The organism is Aggregicoccus sp. 17bor-14, from assembly GCF_009659535.1.
In the GTDB taxonomy this organism is placed as follows: domain Bacteria; phylum Myxococcota; class Myxococcia; order Myxococcales; family Myxococcaceae; genus Aggregicoccus.
Window position 1 is genome coordinate 1 of sequence record NZ_VJZZ01000001.1, and the last position, 22823, is coordinate 22823.

Sequence of the window (22823 nt, forward strand, 5' to 3'; positions counted from 1 at the left end):
CCCGGTCGCGCTCGGCCGCATCCACGTCCGCGGAGTGGCCAATGCTTCGCAGCCGCTCCCGCTCTGCCCTGTCCACCCGCAGCGAGTCCATGCTGGGGGTGGACATTATCTATGTCCGGGGGCCTAGGCCTCGCCCCCGAGCGCCCGCCGCAGCGCCGCGCGGTGGCTCCGGCCGGCGGCCAGGCGCAGGCCGCTGCGCATCCGCACGAGGCACCCGCCGCCCTCGCACGCCTCCACGGCGTCCACCAGGTCCAGCCGGACGATGTGCGAGCGGTGCACGCGCAGGAAGAGGCGCGGGTCCAGCCGGGCCTCCAGGTTCGCCATCGTCTCGCGCAGCAGCAGGGTGCGCTTGCCGACGCACAGCTCCACGTAGTTGCCCTGGGCGCGCACGCACTCCAGCTCCGAGACCGGCACCACGCGCAGGTGCTGGCCGTCCGGCACCGCGAGCCGCTCCGGGTACGCGCCCGGGGTGGCCGAGAGCCCTGCGCGCCGGCGGCGCACCCGCTCCACGGACTCGTGCAGGCGGTCCGGCCCCACGGGCTTGAGCAGGTAGTCGGCCGCCTGGGCGTCGAAGGCGCGCACCGCGTGCTGCGCATGGGCGGTGACGAAGACCACGAGCGGGCGCTCCGCCGGGGGCAGCGCCTGCAGCATCCCGAAGCCGTCCACCTCGGGCATCTGCACGTCGAGGAACACCACGTGCGCGCCGAGCCCCGGCAGGGCCTGGGCCGCGGATGCCCCGTCAGCGAACTCGCCCACCAGGTCCACGTCCGCCTCGGAGGCGAGCAGGCGCGTCAGCCGGGCGCGCGCCAGCGGCTCGTCGTCCACGATGACGGCGCGCAGCGCAGGCCTCACGCGGCACTCCGCGCGGCGTGCCGGAGCGGGAGGCGCAGCCGGGCCCGCGTGCCGCCGCCGGGCTCGGAGAGGAGCTCGAGCGTGGCCTCCTCGCCGTAGAGGCACTCCAGGCGCGAGCGCACGTTGGCGAGCCCCGTGCCGCGCCCGGGCTTCCCCGCGCCCGTCCCCGCGCCGTCGTCGCTCACCTCGAGCAGCAGCGCTCCGCCCTCGGCCCGCGCGTGGATGCCCAGCCGCCCGGGGCCGAGCCTCGGCGCGACCGCGTGGCGGATGGCGTTCTCCGCCAGGGGCTGCAGCAGCAGGGGAGGCACCCGCGCATCGTCCAGCCCGGGCGCCACGTCCCAGGTCAGCCGCAGCCGGTCGCCCAGGCGCGCCCCCTCGATCTCCAGGTAGTGCTGCACCAGCTGCAGCTCCGCGTGCAGAGGCACCAGCGCGTGCTGCCGGTGATCGAGGCTGCTGCGCAGCAGCTCGCCGAGCCCGACCAGCATCCGGTCCGCCGCGTCCACGTCCCGGTGCACCATCTCCGCCGCGGAGTTGAGTGCGTTGAAGAGGAAGTGCGGGTCGAGCTGGGCGTGGAGCGCCTCCAGCCGCGCCGCCGTCAGCCGCGCCTGCAGCTGCTCCGCCTGGCGCTCGCGCTGGTGCGCGCGCCGCGCATACAGGAGCCCGTGCCACACGCCGATGGTGAGCCAGCACATCAGCAGGTTGTTGAAGAGACTGGTGAGCAGGACCTCGCGGAAGGGCGGCAGGTCGCGGTACCAGCCGAGCACCGGGTTGAGGTGGAAGATGGTCACCGCTCGCAGCGCCACCACGAGCGCCGTCGCGGCGGCGTACACCGCCAGGGCCCGCGTGCGCCGGCCCGGGTCCAGGGGGTAGCGCTGCACGCAGGCCAGCAGCAGCATGGACAGCGGGACCCAGGTCCAGGCCGAGAGCAGGCCGCGCCGCAGGGCGCTCGCCACAGTCACCGGCTCATCGCCGAACTGCATCGTCATCAGCTGCCCGGCCGTGACCAGGCCCTCGAGCGTCCACCAGGCGCACACTGCCAGGAGGGGGCGCACGTCGATTCGCCGCATCCACACACCGTAGCGGCTGCACCGGCCCATGGTACACCCCTCGGGGATGTCGTTCGTCCCCGCCCGAGGGCACTTCGTCCCTTCGTCGCGCTGCGGGAACAGATGGGCGCCCCGCGCGGTTGAGAGGGGAGCCACCTCCCTTCACGGAGTCCCGACGTGCCCACGTCTCCACCCCTCAGCCCGTTCAGCACCCGCGCGAACAGGCGAGAGGTGCGCGCGCGTCGCTCCGTGATGCACCGGGCCGCTGCCTGGCTTGGCGTGCCGGCCGTCGCCTCTCGGTAACCCCGAGCCGCTGGCGGCCCCTTTCGCGAACCCGAAGGCGCAGGCACTGCGCGAGCGGCCCCTCCGCGCCCTGCCTGCGGCACCCGTCCAACCTCTGCCCTGGAGAGCCCCATGTCCCTGTTCGTTCGAGAGCTGATGCTCCGTGATGTCGCCGTGCTCGAGCCGCGCACGCCGCTGCGCGAGGCCGCTGCGGCCATGGCCCGATCACCCCGGGGTCTCCTGGTCATCGCAGATGAGGATCGCATCCACGGCCTGGTGACCCTGCGCCAGCTCGTCTTCGGCGCGGAGGCCGCCGCGCAGGGCCATCCGGTCCATGGCGTCGGTGACCTCGCCCACCCGCGCTTCCTCGTCACGTGGGAGCGCGAGCCGCTCGAGGAGCTCGCTGCGCGCCTGGTGCAGGCCGGGGTCCGCTGCGCCGTCGTCCTCGGAGAGGGCGGAGGCGTGGCGGGCCTCATCACCACGCTCGAACTCGCGAACGCGGCGAAGCGCCGCCGGCGGGGCCTGCGCGCCGTGGACGTCGCCTCCGAGGACTCGTTCCCCGCGAGCGACGCACCGTCCTGGACCGGTGCTCTGGCCGGCTGATCCCACCCCTTCACACAGCACAGGAGGAAGCATGAGCAACCACCCTCGAATCACCGTCAGCCGCCAGGACTTCGACCGGCTGCAGAGACTCATCGAGCAGCATGCGGAGGGGCGCGACGCGGTGCTCGTCGAGCGCCTCGAGCAGGAGCTGCTGCGCGCGGACGTCGTAGAGCAGGTGCCACCGGACGTGGTGGCGATGAACAGCACCGTCCTCTTCGAGGAGGAGGAGACGGGTGCGCGCCGCCAGGTGCGGCTGTGCTACCCGCTGGAGGCGCGCGGCGCGCCGGGCGCGCTCTCCGTGCTCGCACCGGTGGGGAGCGCGCTGCTGGGGCTCTCCGTCGGCCAGTCCATCGAGTGGCAGGTGCCCAGCGGGCGCCGGCGGATCCGCATCGTCGCGCTTCCGCAGGCGCTGCCCGAAGCGGCGCAGCCTGCCGCGTGAGGGACCGGGGGGCGGCGCCGCGCGCGCACGCCCCCGGTGCCTCCCGGGGCTCAGCCCTGCGCGGCGCGCCGGGCGCGGCCCACCACGTCCAGGGTGGGCTTGTCCTCGCCCTTCATCCAGCGCTTCATCTCCGGCACCACCTGCTTGCTCCAGGTGGCGCCGGTGCGCACGCGGATGAAGGTGTCCAGGAGCGTGTCGATCATCGCGGAGAGCTGGTCCGAGAGGTAGAGGCGCTCCGAGATGCGATCGTCCTCCTCCTCGCTCATCAGCTCGGGCAGCTTCGCCGCGCGGATGTCGAGGAACTCGGCGTCCAGGGTGGCTTCGAAGGTGCGCTCGCCCACGTTGAGGCGCACGCGCGCCATGTGGATGAGCAGCCCGCGGTCCAGCGCGAAGCGCACCTGCTCGGAGTAGGGCGCGAGCGTGCCCTTCGCAGAGAGCTCGGTCACGTCCCCGGTGATGCCCTTGAGCACCACGCGGCCCTGGAACAGCGGCACCAGGCCCGTGCCCTCGTGCTGGGCGATGGGGTCGCCGGACTCCGAGCGCCACAGCAGCCACGTGAGGAACTCGCGGCCGAGATAGGCCTTGCCGCGCAGCAGGGCCTCGCGGGCTTTGCCCTTCTCGAGCTCGGCCTCGTCCTGCTTCTCCTCCGTCGCCGCACCGTCCACGCCGGTGTCGCCGCGCATGAACGCCGCCTCGCTGCGCGCCTGCTCCCGCTTACCCATGGGACACCTCCGCCATCAGCTCGCCACCCACCAGCTCCGCCGTGGGCTTGAGGGACTCCTCGTCGATGCCCTGGCGAGCCGCCACGGCCGCGGGCACCATCGCGGTGAGCTTCACCCCGAAGGCGCTCTCCACGGCGGACTGCACCTCTTCCACCGCCTTGCGCGAGGCGGCCCAGATCTGCAGCTGCTGCGTCTTCAGGTTCCAGCTCAGGTCGTGGACCTTGGTGCCGGGCACGGCGCGGTTGCGCAGCATCTGGCGCAGGGAGTCGCGGTTGGAGGCCTTCTCGGCGCGGCTGGGCGGCCGGTCGTGCTCCTTCTCGAAGGCGGCGGCCCACTTGGCCAGCTCCGCCTTGAGCGCGGCCGCCGGGACCTTGATGCGGTCCACGCGGTAGCCGATCAGCGCGTACTCGCCATAGAGGAAGCTGCCGGGGGAGAACTCCGTGGAGTCGGAGTTCTCGAGCTCGACGAAGCCCGCGGACGTCTCGTCCTCGGACTTGCGATCGATGGGCTCGAAGGCGTGCGCCTTCAGGCCGCGGCTGAGCCACTTCTTGACGTCGGAGGGAGCGTCTTCCGCGGGTTCAGCACGGAAGCGCGAGAAGGTGACGGCACCACGCAGGACGGGCATGAGGCCGCGCAACATCGATGTAGCAGCGCGTCCCGTCAAGATTCCCGCACGGGGCCGCTCCATGCGCGAAAGGGGCCGGACTGCGAGTGCGCTCCGGCCCCCCTTGCAACGCTACTTCTTGCCCGTTCCACCCTCTTCGGAGGACTCGCTGCGCGGCGGCGCCGCGGGCTCCTGGCGCACGGCGTCGGAGCCCTCGAGGGTGGCGCGCCGCTCGCGGGGCTGCAGCTGGTTGCGCAGCAGCCCGCTGGCGTCAGGAACCGGCATGCGCGGCGGAGAGGCGCGGTCCAGCTCGAAGAACGGCGCCGTGCTCGCCCCCTGCGCAGGAGGCGGCGTGGCGGAGTCCGCGAGCTCCGGCTGCGGCTCGGGGCGGGTGCGGCGCAGCCAGGGCGGCAGCAGGAGGCTCAGCGCGGCGAGCGGGGTGAAGCTCTCGCGCAGCCAGCCTCCCTTCTGCCGCTCGTACAGCTTGCGCATCTCCAGCGCGGCGCGCTTGTGGGAAACGCGGCCCTCTACGAGGTCCTTCATCAGCATCTGCGCGAGCCGGCGTCGGTCCACGCTGTCCACGTAGTCGAGCACCTTCTCCAGGCTGGCGGTGAGCCGCTCCGAGCGTGTGTCCGCGCGGGTGTGCTGCAGCGCCGCGAGCTTCGCCTCGTGCGTGGCGCGGGCCCGGTCGGCGAGCTGCTGCAGCATCTCCGCCTCCTCGGCGCTCATCGCCTCGCTCGCGAGCGCGGGCAGCACCCGGCGCGCGAGCCCCGAGTCGATGAGGCCCGGGTCCTCGAAGCCCTCCAGGGCCTCCAGGGCGCGGCGGCGCACGTCCGGCGCGCCGAGGCGGAAGGACTCCAGCGCGCTCTTCACGCGGTCCAGGGCGATCCAGCGGTACACCCAGTCCAGGCCGGTGCCCTTGATGTTCTGGGCTCCCATGATGCTCACCTGCAGGCCCGGCGCGACCGCGCGGGCGCAGGCGTCGATCACCTGGTCGCCGGTGGCGTGCGAGTCCGGCACGGGCACCAGCTGCTCCATGAAGAGCGCCTTGTAGGCCGCGCGGAACTGGCTGCGGAACTGCTTCACCTCGCCCGCGGGATCGCTCGCACCGGGGCGGGGCAGGGCGGCGCGAAGCCGCGCGTGCACCACCAGGCGCGCGAGCAGGTAGAGCGCGTGCGTGCGCACCTCCTCCCCGGTGGCCTGCGCGAGCACCTCGGGCAGCTTCGGATCCTCGGGCTGCGGCTCCGCCTCGAGGCAGCGCTCGAGGAGCGGGCCCACGCTCGAGGCGAGCGCCTCGCGCACCGCGCCCACCGCCACGGTGTCGCCCGCGTCCACGAGGGCGGAGGTGACCGCGGCCTGCAGCTCGGCGCTGGGCGTGAGGCGCAGCCCCGCGCCGCGGGCGTAGAGCGCCACGCGCTCGAGGAAGAGGTCCACGGAGGGGCGCGGGATCTTCAGCCGCGCCATCGCCTGCGCGAGGCGCTGCTCGGGGTGCGGCGCACCCTCGGCGGGCGCGCCCCTCAGGTCATCCGTGCTCACCACCTCGACGCGGTCGAGGTATCCCCCGAGCGCGTCGCGGACGAACTTCTGCAGACCCTCGAGGTTCGTGCCGATGAGCACGTGCCGGTCTGCCGGCGCATCCTCGACCATGATGCGGGCGAAGACCTCGGAGCGGGAGACGCGGTCCCAGCGGTTGTTGATGACGGTGAGCACCGCGCGCTCGGGATGGCGCTCCGGGTCCACCGCGTCCAGGCCGGTGCGGATCCAGTTGTTGAGGAAGCCGGTGCGCTCGTTGGCCGAGTGGCCGTTGATGAAGGTGAGCGTGCGGCCGCGCACGCGCGCGGAGGGGAACACCTTGAGCACGCCGATCTCCGGCTGCACGTGCTCGGCCATCAGCGCGAGGGCGCGCGTGCGCGGCACCCCGAGCTGCTCGGCCACCGTGGCCACCAGCGCCATGTTGCGCGGGTGCTCGCGGTAGGGGAACAGGGCGAGCAGCTCCTCGGGGATGAGCTCGGCCTCGTACGCCTTGCTGTGCACGAGGGTGGTGTCCTTCGCGCGCGCGGTCTCCTCGAAGAGCGGCAGGAAGTGATCCTCGCTCGTCACCACCTTGCCGCCCTCGGGCATGAACTGGCTGATGACGGAGGCCACGTTGATGCCGGCGGGGCCCTGGATGTCCTCGTGGTCCGGGTACGCGTTGGTCAGCGTGGCCAGGTCGTCCTTCATCCAGTCGTTCTGCAGCAGGTCCACGAAGTTGGGCTGCAGCGCCATGCACTCCCAGAGGAAGACCTCGGTGCCGAGCTTCGCGCCCAGCTCGAGCATGTCGCGCTGCTCCCAGATGGTCGCCTTGTCGTAGGGGCGGAAGATGAAGAACTCGGAGGGCGCGGCGCCCGGTGCCGAGTGCACGAACATGGCCTCGGAGCCGGTGGTCTTGGCGAACACGTCGAAGCCCAGGCCGCTGAAGAGCGCTGCCTTGAGGCGCTCGGTGCCGGACTTGCCGCGGGTGCCCCAGCCGCCGATGCACAGCGGGATGCTCTCGCGGGTGCGGCGCACGCCCTGGCGCTGCACGAAGGCGTGCACCAGGAACACCGTGAAGATCGCCGCGGTGAACAGCGCGAGCGCGAGCAGGCCGTTGCCGCTGGTGCCGCGAAAGTAGCTGTCGTTCTCGAGCAGCCGGTTGCCCAGCTCGGCGATCCAGCCCGTGTCCACGAGCGCGAGGCCCGAGAGCAGCGCACCGGTGGCTGCGGCTCCGCCGGAGGCGCCTGCGCCCGGGTCGGTGCCGAACAGGGTCTCGAGCGGACGCGGCGTGGGAATCTCGTTGCGGTACGGCGTGAAGCTCACCCGCAGGCCGAGCTCGCGCTCCAGCGTCTCCACGTAGCGGCGGCGGTCGCGCGGCTCGCTGCCGTTGAGCGAGGCGAGGCGCAGCTGCGCGAACTGCTCGTACTCGCGCGTGATGCGCAGGCGGTTGCGCAGCCGCTGGCCCAGCGAGGCGGGCGGGGCGACGGTGGTGGTGCCGTGGCTGCTGAACAGCCGCACCTCCTGGGCGGAGCCCAGGGGCAGGTCCAGCAGATCGTCCACGGTGGGCAAGTGGCGGCCCCAGCTGCCCTCGGTGGCCACGTGCACGCGCTCGCCGGGGACCAGGGTCTGGGTGATCTCGTCCAGGTGGCCGGGGTGTGCGCGCAGCGGGCCCGGGATGACGCGGCCCACGGTGTGCTGGAAGGCCTGGCGCTTGTTGGGCGCGGGCCGGCGCAGCTCGTGCCACACGCGCCAGGCGCGGCGGGCGAAGCGGTCCCCGCGCCACAGGCGAAGCAGGTGTCCCTCGCGCTGCGCGTAGAGGCCCTGGCCCGCGTAGGACAGGTCCGCGAGGATGGCGCCCAGCCAGGCGTCCTGCTCGGGCAGCGGAGGCAGCCCCTCGGGGGCCGGGTCGATCTCGATGCGCGTGGTGCCGCCCACCGGCAGCTCCGCGGCCACGCGCGCGAGGTAGCGCGTCCACGCCCGGCGCGCCCCGTCCTGCTGGCGCTGCAGCACCTGCGCGGCGGCCGCAGCCGCCTCGAGCACGGGCCCCGCGAGGCCCTCGCGCGAGAGCACCCCGTCCAGCGCCTCGCTCAGGGTGGCGAGGCCCGGCAGCTCCGCCACCGCGCCCGCCAGCTCACCCACCTGCTCGCAGGCGATGCGCAGCGGCAGCGGGTCCACCTCGCGGCGCAGCACCTCGGCGAGCAGCGTGCTCAGGGCGCTGCGGCGCTCGGGCGCCTGCGCTCCGGGCTCACGGAGCGCGGCAATGGCCACGAGCACGGCGCTCGCCCGCACGCGGGGGCTCGGCTCCGGGGACTCCGCGTCCAGGCCGGCCCGCTGCGCGAGGAGGCGCACGCCCTGCGGCAGCGCGAGCACCAGGTTGCACAGCCCCATGCGCACGTACTCGCTCGGGTCCGCGCGGCCCACGTTCACCAGCAGGGCGTGCAGCTCCTCGGGGGGCAGCAGCGGCGCGAGCAGCTCCAGCGCCTCGCGGCGGAAGAGGAAGTCGCGCCCGGCGGCGAAGGGCGCCTGCAGCCGCTGGCGCATGAGCACGCGCCCGCCCTCGGGCTCCACCCGCAGCAGCACGCGCAGGGCCTCGGCGCGCAGGAAGGGGCTCGCGGAATGCTGCTCCACGAGCGCGATGAGCGCAGGCCCCGGCTCCTGGAGGCCCTGTGCCACCCCGGGGTGCGCCTCCACCAGCGCGCGCAGGGCCTGCACCGCGGCGAGCTGGTTCTGGGGCCGCGGACTGCGGCTCGCCAGCTCCAGCAGCGCGCGCGCGAGCGGGGCGCCCACGCTGGGGCTCAGCCGGGTCTCCACCTCGCCCGTGCGCAAAAGGCCTCCCAGACAGAGGAGCGCGGTCTCCTCCTCGAGCTGCAGCGACTGGCGCTGGCGCTCGAGGCGCTCGCGCAGGGCATCGAAGCCGAGCCAGCGGTGCAGGGCGCGCAGGTCCTTGCGGCGCTCGGCGGCGTCCTCCACCGTCTCCTCGAGGTGGGCCACGAGCACCGCGCGGCGGGCGGCGGCGTCCGGTGCCTCGTTGTAGCGGCGGGTGAGCTGGGCGATCGCCGCCTCCACCTCCTTCACCTCCGCCTCCAGGTCTCCCAGCGCCTCGTACAGCAGGGTGGTGGGCGTGGGGCGCAGGCCCGAGGGCTTGAGGCTGGCCTGCAGCGAGAGGCGCTCGGCGAGCTCCTGCGCGAGCGGCGCGCGCACCTTGCGGTGCAGGGGCGGCAGGACGCGCAGCAGCAGGCTTCCGAGCTCACCTGCGGGCGCTTCGTCAGAGGGCGAAGACATGGCGAGAGAATCCTGAGTCGGCTCGGGACGGAATCGCATCGGTGGGAGGGTGCGCACGGCGCCCCGGCGCTGCTGGGCAGCGGCCGGGAGGCCGGGCGCGGAGCGTTCGACGTTCGACAGCGCTAGTCGGTGGGACGTCGGGGAGCGAGCAGCTTCTCGAACTCCTCCTCGTACGGAGTCACATCGCGCAGGCCGCGGCCGCCGGTCCAGTCCCAGCGCAGGCCCACGGACACCTGGTTCTGCAGCCCGAAGGGACCGGAGTAGAGCGCCCGGTCCTCGGCGAAGACGAGCAGGCGGCCGTCGCGGCCCTTCCAGAAGCCCCAGTCCAGGCCCGCGAGGGCGCCGTGGCGCAGGTACTGCTCGCGGCGGTGGGTGTCCTCCATGCGCAGCGAGGCGTCGTAGGCGAGCGTGGCGCGCGCCTGGCTGCGCGGGCCGAAGAGCAGCGCCGACCAGCGCAGCTGCGAGTTGAGGCTGTCCGCCGTGCGCAGATCCGCGTTGCTCACCGCCCAGGTGCTCAGGGTGCCCACGTGATCCTGCAGGGGCTGCCAGCGCAGCGAGAGGCGCGGGGTGAGCCGGCGCGGGTGCTCGCGCCCGAAGAGCCAGGAGACGTTGCGATCATAGTCGGACGCCGGCGGCCCGCCCTCGCCGCCCCCTTGCGTCTCCAGGGTGAAGCCGAGGCCCGGGATCAGCGCGAAGTCCGTGCTCAGCCGCACCCAGCGGTCGAGGCCGACGCGTCCCTGCACGCGGTAGCGCAGCACCTGCTCGAGGCGCTGGCCGTACGCCGCGCCCGACAGCTGCAGGCGCAGCTGCCCCGGCAGCTGCTTCACGTAGAGGGAGGAGCGCGCCCCCAGCACCGGCCCGCCCTCGGTGGGCAGGCGCAGCTCGGGCGTGAGCCGCAGCCACACGCGGTCCTCCGCCAGCTCCTGGCGCCAGCCCAGCTGCAGCTCGAGCCCCGTGCGCAGCGGGCGGTTGAGCTGGTCGCCGTCCTCCACGTTCTCCTGGCGGGCGGCGACCTCGGCGCTGAGCATGCCAAGGCTGCGCGCGGCGCCGAGGCTGGGGCCGCTGTCCGGCAGCAGGCTGAGGGCCTGCGGGTTCGCCGGCCAGGGCAGCGGCTCGGCGGTGGGGTCCGCGGCGCTGAAGCGCTCCATGCGCTGGGTCTCGGGCGCGTGCGCCACGCCCGTGTCCACGTGCAGGAGCACCTCGCCCTCGGTCGACTCGAAGCGGACCTGGTGCGGCCCGCGCTCGGGCAGCAGCAGCAGCGTCTCGCCCTCCGAGCCCACCGGCTCGGAGATGCCGGACACCCGGGTGTCCAGCTCCGCGGGCAGGCCGAGCCGCTGCGGTTGCACCGCGGCGCCTCCCGAGCCGCCGCTGGCGGACGCGACCGGCGTGCTCTGCAGGAGCAGCTCGCGCCCCGGCTGCGGGGACACCGCGCGCGCCGAGACGCGCAGCGCGGTGGGGCCCAGCACCGTCATGACCACGGGCTGGCCGGGGCGGCTGCGCAGCAGCGAGAGGGGCTGCTGCGCCTGCAGCGCCTGCGCCCCGTCGTCCGAGGCGCCCGCCTGGCCGAGCGCGACGAAGCGCACGGCGGCCTGGCGGCCCTCGCCGTTCTGCGCGAGCAGCAGCTCGAGCTGGTGGCGGCCCGGGGCGCTCAGCGGCGCGGCGAGCAGCGCCGCGCCGCCCGGCTGCACCTCCTGCTTCAGCGCCGTGGCGCCATCCACCCGCAGGGTGAAGGTGCAGGGCGAGGGCTCGGCGTCGTCACCCGCGTCGAGGGTGGCCGGGCTGCACTGCACCTGGGCGCCGAGGCGCTGGGCGCCGGCCGTCTCCAGGTCCAGCACGCTCGCGCGGCCCGCGCTGAGCAGGCGCGCCTCCTCGAGCGGCCAGGGCGGGGCGAGCAGCGCCTTGCGCACCAGCTCCGCGCGCTCCTGGGGGGCGCCGCGCTGCAGCGCCTCGAGGTGGCCCGCCGCCTGCTCCGCGTCGCGCAGGCGCTCCCAGCGCGTCCAGCGGCCGGCCGTGGTGCGCATGCGGCGCACCAGCGGGAGGTCCGCCCACTCGCCCAGCTGCACGGCGATGGCAGAGCCCAGCGGGGCGCCGCCTTCCGCCCAGGTCCTCGAGGTGGGCTGCAGCTGATCCAGCAGCGCGAGCGCCTCGAGCCCCACCTGCGGGCGGCCCGTCTCGCGGTACAGCTGGACGAGGGAGAGGGCGGCCGCGTCCGGCTCGCCGGCGCGCGCCTGCAGCCGCGCGCGCACGTAGCGCTCGGCCGGCGTGGCCCCGCTCTGGGGCAGCGCGAGCGCGGCCTTCGCACCGCGCTCGCGCGCGGTCGTCAGCAGCGCGCGCACCGGCGCGGACTGGGCACCCTCGAGTGCCGGGAAGGCCGGGGCGAGCAGGGTGGGCGTGGAGGCCGGCTGCGCGAGGCGCACCTCGCTGCGGTCCCCCTCCGCCATGGCGATGAGGTGGTTGAGCTGGGTGGCCTGCGCCGACGTGAGCGGCTCCTGCAGGCGCGTCACCCGGCCGAGGTCCGCGCGCGCGAGCCCCTCCTCACCGAGCGCGAGCAACAGCTCGGCGCGGGCGAGGAGGAAGCGGGCGGAGCGCGGCTGGTTCGAGACCTGGCGCGAGAGCGCGAGCAGCTGCTCCACGGGCCGCTCCGGCGCGGCCGCGGCGAGCGCGGGGGCAGCAGAGGGGGCTTCATCGCTGGGCAGGTCGCGGCGCACGGCGAGCGAGGCGGCCACGTCCGCGGAGCCCTTCTCCAGCTCCAGCCACACCTCGCGGGTGAGCGGCGGCAGCATCACCACGGCGGCGGCCGCGGCAGGCGAGGGGCGCGCCGAGCCGTCCAGCGCGAGGTGCTGCGCGTTGGCGGCGGCCGGGTAGAGCACGAGCCGGCGCGTGGGGCCCACGTCCGTGTGCAGCGTCACGCGCACCGGCCCGCCCGAGGCCGAGGGCGCGCGCAGCTGCAGGCGCACGGGGGTGGGCAGCTGGGGATCCGGAATGCGGAAGCGCAGGGCTCCGGCGCCTGCGCGCAGCGGCCAGCCCGTGCGCACGTAGGCCACGTCCGCCGCCGCGGTGCCGCTCTGGGGCGCGAGCGAGAGGAAGGCGCGTGTCGCGGGCGGACCCTCGAGCCGCAGCGCGTGTGCGCCTGCGGGAAGGGCGAGCTCCACCGGCTCCACCGGGTCCACGCCGGCGAGCGGCAGGCTCGTCGCGCCCACGCGCAGGGCGAGCGGCGCGGAGACGTCCTTCGTCCCGGCCGCCGGCGGCACCACGAAGGCGCGCAGCAGCGTCTGGGCGCCCGCGCTGGGCGCGCTGTTCACGGACACGTCCTGGCCGGGGCTCAGCGCCCAGAGGGCACCGGACTCGGCGCGGGCGGAGTCCTGGGGCGGCTGGATGTCCAGCCACTGCTGCGCCGAGGCGGTGGCCGCGCTCGAGGGCGACACGAGGTTCCAGCGGCTCTCCTGCCACCAGGCCGCGAGGTAGCGGCGGCGGATCTCCGAGGAGAGGGGCTCCTTGCGCCACGCGAGCTCGAGCGCCGCGAGGCCGCGGCTGCGCAGTGGGTCACCGAGCGGCAGGCGCGCCACCAGCTCCGCCGCCTGCGCCGCCACCCAGCCGGACTCCGGGAAGGCGGGCGCCGCGGCGAGCACCGCGTGCGCCTGGGCCGCATGGTGCGTGTCCAGCAGCAGGCGCGCGAGGCGCAGGCGCAGGTCCCACCCGAGGGCATCCGCGGGCAGGGCGCGCGCGCCCAGCTCGCGCGCCGCCTCGAGCGCGAGGGCCGCGCGCCGCTCCGGCGCGCCCGCCGCCTCGGCTGCGTGCACGCGCGAGAGCACCTGCAGCGGGAGCGGCAGGCCCCGCAGCCCGGGCGGCGTGCCGGCCGGATACGCGTCGGGCAGCAGCGCGCCCAGCTCCTGGCGCAGCAGCGCGGCGGGCGCCGAGGGGTCGCTCTTCACGGCCTCCCACGCCGTCTGGGCGTAGGACTCCCAGGTGGCCGAGTGGGAGAGCACCTCGCGCAGCTCGGGACGGCGCTGGGCGACGCGCGCGCGCAAGAGCAGCGCTCCGCCCTGCCAGGCCACCCGGTAGCGGTGACGGCCCGGGGAGAGCACCACCCGCAGCTCCTCCTGCACCCCCAGCTGCTCGCCGGAGGCGAGCGTGCGCGCCCGGCGCTCTGCAGGCAGCGCGGCATCCTCGGCGTCGGCGAGCGCGGCGCGCGGCGCGAGCGTGGCCTGGCCCAGCACCCGGCCCGCTGCGTCACTGCCCTCGCGCACCTCGAGCGCGCGCGACTGCGCGCTGCCCGTGCCCAGCAGCGCCCGGCCCTGCAGCTGCAGCACCCCGGGGCCCTCCAGCTCCACGCTCCACTCGCCCTGCGGCTGGGGCAGCCGCGCGTACTCGCGCTGCGTGCCCTCCACGTCCACCGCCGCACCCGGCGGGTGCAGCTCGCTCAGGCGCAGCGCCGGCGAGGGCTGCAGCGGCTCCTCGAGGGACCAGGCGCGCAGCGCCGCCGCCTTGCGCCAGGCGGCCACCGCCGCGTCCAGGCCGTGCGCGGAGCCGCTCGCCCCGCGCAGCGCCTCGCCGAGCTGGGCATCGCGCTCCAGCTGCGCGCGCAGGCCCGCGCGGAAGGCGAGGGCAGGGGCCGGGGCGCGGCCGTCGAGCCACGCGAGCAGCGCGGCGCGCGTGGGCTCTCCGCCCAGCACGCCCTCGCTCAGCGCGGGGCGCTCGAGGCGCAGGCGGGTGGGGCGGCTCGCCGTCACCACCCACACGCTGCCCGCCCCGACCGGCTCCGTGAGGTACCAGAGGCCCGGGCGCGCCGGCACCGCGCGCTCCTCCAGCTGCAGGCTGGGGGCGTCCGCGCCGGCCTCCGCAGGCACGCGCACGAAGCGCAGTCCCGCGCCCCCGGAACCCTCCTCCACCACCCGCGCCACCTCGAGCGCGCTGAGCCACAGAGCGGCGCCCTGCTCGGGGCCGACCTCGACGGTGCCGCGCACCTCGCGCGCACTCGCGGGAACCCGCGGGTCCACGCTGCGCACGGTCTCGGGCCGCACGCCCACGCGAACCGGCTGCGGCTCCCAGGTCAGCCCCTCGGCCCACGCCTCACGAGGCGGCGAGGCCGGGGACGCCGCGGCGGCGTCGAGGGAGAGCAGCGCGCTCGCCGCGAGGGCAAGCCATGTGAAGCGTCGCGACGACATGAGGGGTCAGTCCTCCGAAGGAGCCAGGAGCGCGGTGGCCATGAAGGCCGCCTGGTCCTGAGTGGAGAGCGCGCGGCGAGAGCTCGCCGACAGCTCGAGGTGGATGAAGCGCGCGCCGGGGTAGGCCTGCAGCAGCCGCGCCTGGACGTTCTGGGTGCCTCCGAGCATCTGCGTCTCGTCGGGGTACACGCGCACCCCGCTGCCCAGCAGCGGCCCCAGGCGCAGCGCCACCTGGCGCACCCAGGGCGAGCGCACGCGCGAGCCGGGGCTCACCACGGCCGCCACGCCGGTGCGCTCGGGCAGATCCGCCTTGCCGAAGCCGTGCACCTGCACCACGCGCAGCCTCGGGAGGTTGCGCGCGAGCAGGTCCGTCACGTGCTGGAAGAGGTGCTCGGGGTTGTGGGCCACGTCCGCCGGGTGCTCCGCGTCCGTGCGCTTCTCTCCCGGGTGCGAGCGGTAGCGGTGGGCGGTGTTGGTCATGAAGGCGCGCGGCCGGTGGCCCTCCGGCGCGCAGGCGAAGAGCGTGAGGGCGAGCGGGCCCGTGCCCACGTCGAAGTAGGCGTGCGGCGCCTGCACCACGTCGTCCGTGGCGGGCCCGGTGCGCAGCACGTAGGCCCCGGCGCCGTGGCGGCGGGCCACCTGCTCGCGCAGCACCCACAGGGTGTCGTCCCCGCGCGTCCAGGTGAGCAGCTCGAAGCCCACCGACTGCGCGAGCTTCACCAGCGGCGCGGGCACGGGCTGCTTCGTGCGCGCGGCCGCCAGGAGCGCAGGGACGAGCTGGGTGAAGGCGAGCCGCTCCTCCAGCGTGGTGGGGCGAAAGCTCACCTGGTCCGGCTCGGGCCACAGCGCCTTCGCCCAGTCGGCGGGAAGGCACTGCGCGAGCGGCTTCGAGGGCACGAGCATCTGGGCTCCGTTCATCTTCGTGGCGCGCGGCGGAGGCGCCGTCCCGGCGAGCGCGGGGGCGGCGAGCAGCCCGGCCGCGAGCGCGGGCGCCATGGGGCCGGCGAGCGAGCGCCGCCGCCTCACGGCCCCTCCTCCGGCTCCCAGCCGCCGCGGTTCCACTGCTGGGGCACCTCGTCCAGCGCGTCCTCGCCGTAGACGAAGAAGCGCGCCCAGGCGGGGCCGAGGCCCTGCGCCTTCAGGCTCACCCAGTGCACGCCCGGGGCGAGGTCCTCCCCCAGGGTGACGGGGACGGTGCGCGCGTGCCAGTGCACCTCGGGCTGGCCGCGCGGGAAGGCCGCGGGCTTGTCGGAGGCGGGCAGGGCGAGCTCGCGCTGGGCGCGGGTGAGGCGCGGTAGCAGCTGTCCGGTGCGCCGGCGCGGCGCGCCCCCGTCCAGGCTCACCCGCAGCCGGGGCGCGCTGCTCGCGGCGCGGCTCTGGGTGTAGAGCACCATGTTGAGGGTGACGGCGCCCCGCCCGCGCTTCACCACGGGGATGCGCAGCCCCCCGTCCGCGAGCCGGTACACGGTGCGCGTGCGCAGCCCGCCCTCGCCCTCGCCGCCCGCAGGGGGACGGTTGAGCAGCGCGCTCAGGCCCTGGGCGCTCGAGCGCAGGAGCACCTCGTGGACGCCGGGAGGGATGGGGGGCAGGAGCTCGCGCGAGCGCGTGGCGTGCAGCACCGCGCGGTGCAGGGGCGCACCATCCAGCAGCACCTCCACCTCGCTGCCCAGCGCGGCCGCGTCCTCCAGCCGCAGCTGCAGCTCGGGGCGCGTGGGCACGCGCGAGTCGAAGTGGGCGCGCACGGCGCCGCGCTCCGGGGAGAGCAGCGTGAAGGCTGCCTTCGCGGCGTCCTGCCCGCGCGCATCCGGGTCCACCGGCTCCAGCAGCTCCTGGGTGGGCGGCGCGCCCTCGGGCGCGAGCGTGAGGGGCACCCCGGAGGTGACGTGCGTGGGCTCGGGCACGATGGGCTCGAGGCCCACCTGGCTGACCAGCTGCACCTCGGCGCCCTGCGCGGCGAGGGCGCGGTGGTTGAAGGGGCGCAGCGGATACCAGCTGCGCTCCTCGAGCGGAGCGTGGCGCCAGCGCACGTCGACGAGCGTCTCGTCGGAGTAGGGCGCCGAGGCGCTGGGCCCCTCCTTCGCCTGCAGGAAGCTGTAGAGGTTGAGCGCGGTCGGGTGCGAGGCCTGGATGCGCACGCGGCGGGTCCCGGTGGGGAGGACGAGCCGCGCGCTGGCGGGGCGCGACACGCGCGCGGCCTGCTCGGCCACCCGCATGCCCTGCGCCTCCTCGCTGCCGCCCACGCCCTGCTCGCAGGGCAGCAGCCCCTGCGCGAGCGGCGGCAGGTTCACCTGCTCGAGCTCGGCGCCCTCGGCGCCCACGTCCATCCGGGCCTCGCTCAGCGAGCGGCCCCGCGCATCGAGCATCGTCAGGGTCACGCTGCTGGGGCCCGCGCCGAGCGAGCGCGCATCCAGGCGCAGGAGGCGCGCGGCGGCGTCGCCGTCCGCCTCCACGGCGAGCTCGTAGGCCTGGCAGCCCGGGCCCGCCACGTAGCTCTCGACCCGGCGCGTGTCCGGCAGGTACGCGATGCGCGCGCCCGCGGCTGCCGCTCCCACGGCGCCCTTGAGCGGCTCGGGGGCGAGCCACGCCTCGCGCGGGCCCTCGATGGCGTAGCGCAGGTCACCTGCGGCGCCGTTGGCGAGGGTGAGGGTGTGGATGCCCTCGGGCAGCTCCACCTCGGTGGTGCTCAGGTCCCCCGCGGCAGGGGCCGCGAGCTTGCGCGCCTGGGCATGCCCGTCCGCGCCCAGCGTGCTCAGCTCCACCGCGTCCGGCACGGGCGCGGTGGCCTGCGGCGAGACGCTCCAGAGGCGCACCAGCAGCCGGGTGGGGCCCTTCACGTTCACGGCCACGGCGCGGTGCGCATCGAGCCGCTCCTGCGCGGACTCGGCCACCTCCAGCAGCGGGAGGCGGAACGCGGTGCGGTACACCGGCTCGGTGCGGTAGTCCTGACCCTCCTCGCCGTCCGCGCCCACGCGCAGCCACTGCGCCTCGGTGAGCGCGCGCTGGGTGGTGGGCGTGAGCTTCGCCCAGGGCTCGAAGGTGACGCGCTCGGCGCGAGTCTCGGCGCGGGCGACGGCGCGCGCCTTGCCCGAGATGGACAGCGGCATCGCGGCCTGGCCGCGCGCGTACACGCGCACCAGCAGCGCGCCGCGGGTGCCCGGGTAGCGCAGCTCCAGAGTGGAGGAGCCGGAGCCCGGAGGGAGGGTGAGGGGGAGCTCGCGCCCGTCGGTGAGCTGCACGCCGGGGTCCGCGGTGAAGGCGCTCTCCTGCATCCACAGCCCGTCCACCGGCTGCGCCTTGCTCTGGCGCGTGCGGGTGAAGAGCCGGCGCGCGAGCAGCGGCTGGCCCTGCGCGCCGGCGCCGAGCAGCCGCAGGTCCACGCCGTACACGTACTGGTTCTCGGGGGCGTAGGTCTCCCCGGGCGGCAGGACGAGGTGGGTCATGATCCGCAGCGCCTGTGCATCCGTGGGCAGCGGGATGCGCAGCGAGGTGCCCGGCTCGAGGCGGTAGAACACGAGCCGCTCCGCGTCCGCGTACTTCGCGTCGCGCGCCACGGTGGGCGAGTTGGCGTTCCAGAGCACGCCGGCGCTCGCGGCCCACACCAGGCCGAGGCTCAGCAGGAGGCCCACGAGGGCGCTGACGCGAGTCGTCCGCTTCACGGGCGCACCTCCTTGCTACGACCGGCAGCCGGGGCGGGCAGCTCCGCGGCGACGAGGAGGGGACTGCGCTGGCGCAGGGCGCGCTCGCCGGCCTCCCGCACCTCGGGGCTCCCGGGGGTCAGCTCCACCCGTGGCAGGGGCGACAGCTCCTCCTGCAGGAAGTACACGCCGCGCAGGAGCCGGCGGCCCTGGCGCGCCTCCAGCAGCAGGTAGGGCAGGCCCTGCTCGCGGCTCCACGCCACCTCCACCCGCTCGGCGACGCCCGCGCGGGTGCGCGCGTGGGCGAGCGCCCGCAGATCGTGGATGTTCTGCTGACGCAGGCGCCGCTCGGCGGCCGCCGCCAGCTGCTCGAAGTGCTCGCGCAGCACCGGGGGCACCGCGCCGCTCAGCGGCTGCAGGCCCGGGGTGAGCAGGCTCTCGAGGGGCGGTCGCGAGTCGGTGGGCAGCGGCCCGAAGCCCGCGAGCGCGAGCTGCTCGGGCGTGGTGCGCGGGCCCACGTAGGCGCCGCGCAGGTGCTCGGAGAGCCACAGGGTGGCGAAGGGCGCACCGCCGAAGGTGCTGGAGAAGGCCTGCTGGGGGCTCGAGTCGCTGAGGCCCGCGAGCTCCGGAGAGCCGTCGTGGTAGCGCACCAGCGGCTTCATCCAGCCCAGGGGCCCGGAGGGCGCGAGCAGCGCCTCGAGCGCGCGGGGCCGCTGCGCGGCGCTGAGCACCGGGCCGTCGAGCTCCACCAGCACGTCCGCCGCCACGGCGGGCCGCGAGGAGAAGCCGCGCACCTGCAGCGTCAGGCCGCCCTCCGCCGGTAGGCTGCGGTGCAGCGCCTGGTGGAAGGCCTGGAAGGCCGTGCGGTAGTTGCCCGGGCTCGCCGCATCCGCCGCATCCGCGAGCAGCAGCGCGCGCCCCTGGTCCGCCGACCACACCTCGAGCGCCACCGGCAGGCTGCCGGCGTCACGGCCCACGGTCGGAGCCTCGACGGCGAGCGGCGCGCCGCCCGCGCGCACCAGCAGCGCCGCACCCAGCCGGCCCCGGGCACCCTCGGCGTCCGTCACCAGCCAGCAGCGCCCGTCGGGCGTGCCGCAGCCCTGCACGGGCCTCACCTGGAGCTCCATCAGCGAGGCCATGAGCGTGGCCCAGCGCAGCTCGTCCTCGCGGGCAGCGGACTCCGCCGGGGCGCCCGCGCCCGGCGTGGCCGCGGCGAGCAGCGGCGCGGCCACCTGGCGCTCCAGCACCGCGAGCTCCGCCTCGGAGGGAGCGGGCGCAGGCGCGGCGCCGGGCGCAGCGGGCGGCTGCGCGGGCGCAGAGAGCGTGGCGAGCAGGGCGTCCGGGGCGAGCGAAGGGCCCAGGCCGCCCGCGCGCGCGAGCACCGCGGCTCGCAGGGTGCGCGGGTGGGCGCGCAGCACGCTCACGCGCCCCTCCTCCCAGGCGAGGCCCGGCTCGGGCGGCGCCTCGGAGGTGACGTGGGCGCCGGGCCACAGCGCCCCGGGCGCGGGCTGGGCAGCGCGCGCCTGGTGCAGGCGCACCTCCCCCTCGGGGAGCGCGGCGTCCGCGCGGACGAGGATGCGCGGGTGGGCGTCCAGCGCGCCGTGCGCGCGCAAGAGCGGCGTCTGCTCCTCGAGCAGCGCATCGCCCTGGCGCAGGCCGGCGGCGCGCGTGTCCACCCCGCTCACCAGGAGCACGCGGCACTGGACGCGCTCGCAGAGCACGGCGGCCGCCTCGGCGCTGGGGGCCTCGCTCGAGGGGCGCGGCACCTCGAGCACCGGCCCCGGGGCGCCGGGCACCAGCACCGCGGTGTCCCAGCCCAGGCGCCCGCCCAGCCGCTCGCGCTCGGCGAGCACGAAGCGGGGGCGCGCGCCGGGCGCCTCGGCCGCGAGCGGACGCAGGTCCAGGCCCAGGCGCAGGGCCTCCTGCTGCACCGCGGCCTGCTCCTCGGCGCTCCCGGTCTCCAGCCAGCGGTCCACGTGGCGCCAGAGCACCGAGTAGCGGCGCAGCTCGTTGCGGCGGCGGCGCAGCGGGGCGTCGCCGCCCTCGTTCTCCCGCGCCGTCACCCGCGCGAGCGCCATGGCGCCCATGGGGGTGTGCGAGAGCCCCAGGGTGGGGGCCTCGGCGCGCGCATCCTCGGGCGTCGCGACGGCGGTGTGGGGCTCGATGAGCGAGAGGCCGAAGCCGATGAGGCTGCCCAGCAGGAAGCCCGCGAGCGAGGTGTGCAGGCTGGGCAGCACGATGCGCGCCACCACCTGCTTCTGGAGGATCTTCACCGCGAGCAGCGTGGGCACCAGGTAGCCGAAGCCGAAGAGGTCGGTCACCTTCAGCCCGGGCACGCGCCCGCCCAGCGCCCAGCCGATGCAGAACTTGAGGACGAAGCCGAGCGTGAAGACGAGCACCGTCTTGCGCGGGCCCTCCAGGTTCGCGGTGCGCAGGCCGGGCAGGGTGAGCACCGCGCGGGTGCCCAGCACCAGCAGCAGGACCTCGGCCACGGTGGCCAGCAGCTTGCCCGGAGACAGCCAGGTGAGGGCGAGCAGCGCCGGCACGAGGATGCCGTTGAAGTCCCAGCCGTAGAGCAGGTTGAAGCGCGCCGCGAGCAGCGCCGTCACCAGCAGGATGATGTAGGCCTTGGGGCTCGCGAGGAAGCTGCGCGCGATGTCCTCGTACACCAGCTCCAGGCTGCCGAAGGACAGGTTGGTGCCCGGCAGCAGCACCCAGCGCAGCACCGCGTAGGTGAGGAACACGGGCACGCCCACCTGCAGCAGGCCGCGGCGCAGCTTCAGCTTCCAGAAGGCATTCGCCGTGAGCGGCACCAGCACGAGGCCGATGCTGTGCAGGCTGCGGTCGAGCACGAAGGTGGTGTCGAAGCGGGCGTCCAGCCAGTGGCCCACGTAGGGCAGCAGCCACGCCTCGCTCACCGCGCGCACGAGCACGCTGGCGAGCACCACGAGGAAGAAGCGGTCGCGGCCGAAGAAGGCGCTCCACGCACCCGTGCGGCTCACGCCTGCGGACAGCAGCACCGCGAGCCCGTAGGTGAGCAGCGCCTCCACGGCGACCGTGGCGCCCGCCTCCGGGTTGATGACGAAGATCGAGGCCAGGTAGCCGGGGACGACGAGGCCCACGAATACCCACCCCAGCGTCTCCGTGAGCAGCGCCAGGATCAGCACGCCCACGAGCACCGCGACGAGGATCGAGGTATCGAGGCTGTACGGCGGGAAGAGTGTCAGCGTCGACAAGAGAGCCATGGATTGGCTCTACGAGATGGTGACGCCCGACCCACTCTGCCAGCACCCAGCGTTCGCGGGTGCGCCCTCACCGTGCGCTAGGTGACCTCCCGTAGGCTCGCGAGTGTCGGGAAGTGCGCTGCAACTGGACCCCGGGATCGGCTCGCGGCCCGGGAGCGGCTTTCAAGCTGCGTCCGGCCTCCTTCCTGCAGGAAGGGGCGCGGGCCTCAGCTGCAGGCCGGGGTGGCGGCTGCCGGACACTTCGCGCCGGCGCCGGGCATGGTGCAGGGGATGGTGTCCGCGAGCCCCTCGCCCACCGGGTCCTCCTTCGCGCCGCCGCGCAGGATGGGACCCTGCTCCACGTGCAGGAAGCGGTCGCTCGCGGCGCCGCCCTCGGTGTAGCAGCCGTCACTCGCGCCGTTGTCCAGGCGCCCCTGCACGTTGGTGGAGCCGCACAGCGGGCGGAACTGGCCGTTGTCGTTCACGTCGTTGCAGGAGTAGGCGAGGCCGTCCGTCGTCTTGAGGTAGCTGTTCACCGAGTCGCGCAGCCGCAGCGAGAGCGAAGTCGGCCGCGCCGTGCGGGTGCCGTCGCTCACCACGGCGGCCTCCTTGCCGGCGGTCTCCATGCCGTGGAGGCTCACCGCCACCGCGCTGGGGTAGGCGGCGCGCAGCGCCTTGTGCGCGGCGGTGAAGTAGTTGTCCGCGAAGTGCGCGGCGTCCGAGGTGCGCAGCTTCCCGCCGCACACCGCCGTCGCGCCCGTGTCGCACGCGGTCTTCGCCGCGGAGGCGCAGCGGTTCACGCCGGTGATGATGAGCGCGCGCGCTCCCAGCGCCACCACCTGCTTCGCCCCCTGCTCGAGCGTGCCCTGGTCGGAGTCCGCGTGCGGGGTCTCCAGCCACAGGTCGCGCGCGGGCGAGAGGTTGATGGCGAAGGTGCCGGCGCCGGTGCGCGGCGCCTTCTCCTCCACGATCAGCCAGGAGGCGCCGCTGCTCGCCTCGCGGAAGCGCGAGACCTCGAAGCCCAGCTTCTCCAGGTCCGCCACGGCGGAGGGGTCCACCGGACCGAGCAGGCGGCCGAACGCGCGCTGGAAGGCCTGCAGGTCGCTGCTGCTGGGCTCGCGGAACTGGGAGGTGTTGGCGGAGAGGATCACCGCCTTGTCCAGCCGCTGCGAGAGGTCTCCCTGCTCGCTGGACAGGCCGCTGAGCGCCTGACAGGCGGCGGGGGCGAGCTGGGGCTGCGACACGGGCGCGGAGGAGCCCTGGGCGGTGGGGTCCGAGGACCCTGCACCCGGACCGCAGGCGGCAAGGGGGAGGGCGAGGAACAGCGCGAGGACGGATGCTCGGTAGGCGTAGTTCGTCACGGTCCGACACGAACGCCTGACAAGGGGCGCCCATTCGGACTCTTCGGGCCCGCTCGGAGAGCGGGCGAGCAGCAGAGGCCCCGCAGGGCCTGCCGC

Annotated in this window: 12 protein-coding genes; 2 read left to right on the forward strand and 10 right to left on the reverse strand. The window is 75.4% G+C overall.

Annotated features, from left to right (window positions below; genetic code table 11):
- Positions 1–123: 123 nt before the first annotated feature.
- Both FGE12_RS00005 and FGE12_RS00010 read right to left on the reverse strand, forming a co-directional pair.
- On the reverse strand, positions 124–852 hold the full coding sequence (locus tag FGE12_RS00005) for a LytTR family DNA-binding domain-containing protein (protein WP_194797404.1): 729 nt from the start codon (positions 850–852) through the stop codon (positions 124–126).
- Positions 849–1919 (reverse strand): sensor histidine kinase, encoded by a 1071-nt coding sequence (locus FGE12_RS00010; RefSeq protein ID WP_194797405.1) that lies wholly within the window; start codon positions 1917–1919, stop codon positions 849–851. Before FGE12_RS00010 ends, FGE12_RS00005 begins: the two co-directional genes overlap by 4 nt.
- A gap of 393 nt (positions 1920–2312) precedes the next feature.
- Here FGE12_RS00010 and FGE12_RS00015 point away from each other — a divergent pair, with 393 nt between their 5' ends.
- The gene (locus FGE12_RS00015) at positions 2313–2783 is read left to right on the forward strand and encodes a CBS domain-containing protein (RefSeq protein ID WP_153864180.1); all 471 of its coding nucleotides are present in this window, start codon (positions 2313–2315) and stop codon (positions 2781–2783) included.
- Between the two features lie 31 nt (positions 2784–2814).
- The gene (gene rnk / locus FGE12_RS00020; RefSeq protein ID WP_153864181.1) at positions 2815–3222 is read left to right on the forward strand and encodes a nucleoside diphosphate kinase regulator; all 408 of its coding nucleotides are present in this window, start codon (positions 2815–2817) and stop codon (positions 3220–3222) included.
- Between the two features lie 50 nt (positions 3223–3272).
- Here rnk and FGE12_RS00025 read toward each other — a convergent pair whose 3' ends face one another.
- The 8 genes from FGE12_RS00025 to FGE12_RS00060 all read right to left on the reverse strand — a co-directional run bounded on the left by FGE12_RS00025 (position 3273) and on the right by FGE12_RS00060 (position 22727).
- Positions 3273–3944 (reverse strand): hypothetical protein, encoded by a 672-nt coding sequence (locus FGE12_RS00025; RefSeq protein WP_194797406.1) that lies wholly within the window; start codon positions 3942–3944, stop codon positions 3273–3275.
- On the reverse strand, positions 3937–4569 hold the full coding sequence (gene rdgC / locus FGE12_RS00030) for a recombination-associated protein RdgC (protein ID WP_153864182.1): 633 nt from the start codon (positions 4567–4569) through the stop codon (positions 3937–3939). Before rdgC ends, FGE12_RS00025 begins: the two co-directional genes overlap by 8 nt.
- A 111-nt stretch (positions 4570–4680) precedes the next feature.
- Positions 4681–9342, reverse strand: a complete 4662-nt coding sequence (locus FGE12_RS00035) for a hypothetical protein (protein WP_153864183.1) — start codon at positions 9340–9342, stop codon at positions 4681–4683.
- Between the two features lie 122 nt (positions 9343–9464).
- Entirely contained in the window at positions 9465–14507 is a 5043-nt protein-coding gene (locus FGE12_RS00040) for a hypothetical protein (RefSeq protein ID WP_153864184.1), read from the reverse strand.
- Positions 14508–14513: 6 nt separating this feature from the next.
- The gene (locus FGE12_RS00045; RefSeq protein WP_153864185.1) at positions 14514–15533 is read right to left on the reverse strand and encodes a hypothetical protein; all 1020 of its coding nucleotides are present in this window, start codon (positions 15531–15533) and stop codon (positions 14514–14516) included.
- Positions 15530–18163, reverse strand: a complete 2634-nt coding sequence (locus tag FGE12_RS00050) for a hypothetical protein (RefSeq protein WP_153864186.1) — start codon at positions 18161–18163, stop codon at positions 15530–15532. The genes FGE12_RS00045 and FGE12_RS00050 overlap by 4 nt, the downstream gene beginning before the upstream one ends.
- Positions 18160–21387, reverse strand: a complete 3228-nt coding sequence (locus tag FGE12_RS00055) for a poly-gamma-glutamate biosynthesis protein PgsC/CapC (RefSeq protein ID WP_153864187.1) — start codon at positions 21385–21387, stop codon at positions 18160–18162. The genes FGE12_RS00050 and FGE12_RS00055 overlap by 4 nt, the downstream gene beginning before the upstream one ends.
- A 206-nt stretch (positions 21388–21593) precedes the next feature.
- Positions 21594–22727: a hypothetical protein gene (locus FGE12_RS00060; protein ID WP_153864188.1), complete on the reverse strand. Its 1134-nt coding sequence runs from the start codon at positions 22725–22727 to the stop codon at positions 21594–21596.
- Between the last annotated feature and the right edge of the window lie 96 nt (positions 22728–22823).